This is a genomic window from Streptomyces sp. NPDC001880 (assembly GCF_053594575.1).
Genome location: NZ_JBSFET010000265.1, coordinates 1 through 1786, shown reverse-complemented (window position 1 = coordinate 1786; position 1786 = coordinate 1). Strand labels below are relative to the sequence as shown.

Below are 1786 nucleotides of genomic sequence, written 5' to 3'. Positions count from 1 at the left end.
GGGATCGGCGCGTAGCCGGCCTCGGTGAGGAGCTTCTGGCCCTCGTCACTGGCGGTGTAGTTCAGGAAGGACTTGACCGTGGGAAGGGTCTCGGCGCCCGGCTCTCCTCGCCAGGGCCCGCGCACTCGACGCCGAGCAGGGATAGCCCCGCCCCCTTGCAACGGGGTTGCAACGTACCGCTGTCTACCCTCGCGCCGAGGGCCGTCCAACGGCGGGCGGCACCGGATCCGGGAGGCCACAGAGATGACCCGTTACGCCGCGCCGGGCGCCGAGGGCGCCATCGTCTCGTACGAGTCCCGCTACGACCACTGGATCGGCGGCGCGTACGTGCCGCCCACCCGTGGCCGGTACTTCGAGAACCCCAGCCCCGTCAACGGCCGCCCCTTCACCGAGATCGCCCGCGGGACGGCCGAGGACGTCGAGCTCGCCCTGGACGCGGCACATGCCGCGGCGCCCGCCTGGGGAGCCACGTCGGCAGGTGACCGCGCCGGTCTCCTCAACAGGATCGCCGACCGGATGGAGGCCCACCTGGAGGAGCTCGCGGTCGCCGAGAGCTGGGACAACGGCAAGCCGGTGCGGGAGACCCTGGCTGCCGACATTCCGCTGGCCATCGACCATTTCCGTTATTTCGCCGGTGCGTTGCGGGCCCAGGAGGGCTCGCTCAGCGAGATCGACGACGACACGGTCGCCTACCACTTCCATGAGCCGCTCGGCGTCGTCGCGCAGATCATCCCGTGGAACTTCCCGATCCTGATGGCGACTTGGAAGCTGGCCCCAGCGCTCGCGGCGGGCAACGCGGTGGTTCTCAAGCCGGCCGAACAGACCCCGGCCTCCATCCACGTATGGCTGAAGCTGGTCGCCGACCTGCTGCCTCCGGGCGTCGTCAACATCGTGAACGGCTTCGGAGCGGAGGCCGGCAAGCCCCTCGCCTCCAGCCCGCGCGTCGCGAAGATCGCCTTCACCGGTGAGACGACGACGGGACGGCTGATCATGCAGTACGCCTCCGAGAACATCAAGCCGGTGACGCTGGAGCTCGGCGGGAAGTCGCCCAACATCTTCTTCGACGACGTGTGGAACGCGGACGACGACTTCCGCGACAAGGCACTCGAAGGCTTCACCATGTTCGCCCTCAACCAGGGCGAGGTATGCACCTGCCCGTCGCGCGCACTGATCCAGCGCGGGTTGTACGGCGAGTTCCTGGAAGCGGGCATCGCCCGCACCGAACAGATCGTGCCCGGACACCCGCTGGACACGGACACGATGATCGGCGCACAGGCCTCCAACGACCAGTTGCAGAAGATCCTCTCGTACCTGGACATCGGCCAGCAGGAGGGCGCGAAGGTCCTCACCGGCGGACAGCGGATCGAGTACGACGGAGAGCTGGCGGGCGGCTACTACGTCCAGCCCACCGTCTTCGAGGGCGACAACCGGATGCGGGTCTTCCAGGAGGAGATCTTCGGGCCGGTCGTGGCGGTCACGTCCTTCTCCGACTTCGACGACGCGATCAGGACCGCGAACGACACCCTGTACGGCCTCGGGGCCGGCGTATGGACGCGCGACATCAACACCGCGTACCGGGCCGGCCGCGCCATCCAGGCGGGCCGGGTCTGGACGAACTGCTACCACGCATACCCGGCGCACGCGGCGTTCGGCGGGTACAAGCAGTCCGGGATCGGCCGGGAGAACCACAGGATGATGCTGGAGCACTACCAGCAGACGAAGAATCTGCTGGTGAGCTACTCCCCGAAGAAGCTCGGCTTCTTCTAGCGGCACGAAAGAAGGCGCC

1 protein-coding gene is annotated in these 1786 nt (G+C 68.1%); it reads left to right on the top strand.

The window, feature by feature from the left end:
- Positions 1 to 243: 243 nt before the first annotated feature.
- Complete coding sequence (gene exaC, locus ACWCQ6_RS37125) at positions 244 to 1767, top strand: acetaldehyde dehydrogenase ExaC (RefSeq protein WP_451096901.1); 1524 nt, start codon at positions 244 to 246, stop codon at positions 1765 to 1767.
- Positions 1768 to 1786 lie beyond the last annotated feature (19 nt).

What these genes read in the sequence shown, in the direction of transcription:
- exaC (WP_451096901.1), top strand. Translation starts at nt 244, where the DNA reads ATGACCCGTTACGCCGCGCCGGGCGCCGAGGGCGCCATCGTCTCGTAC.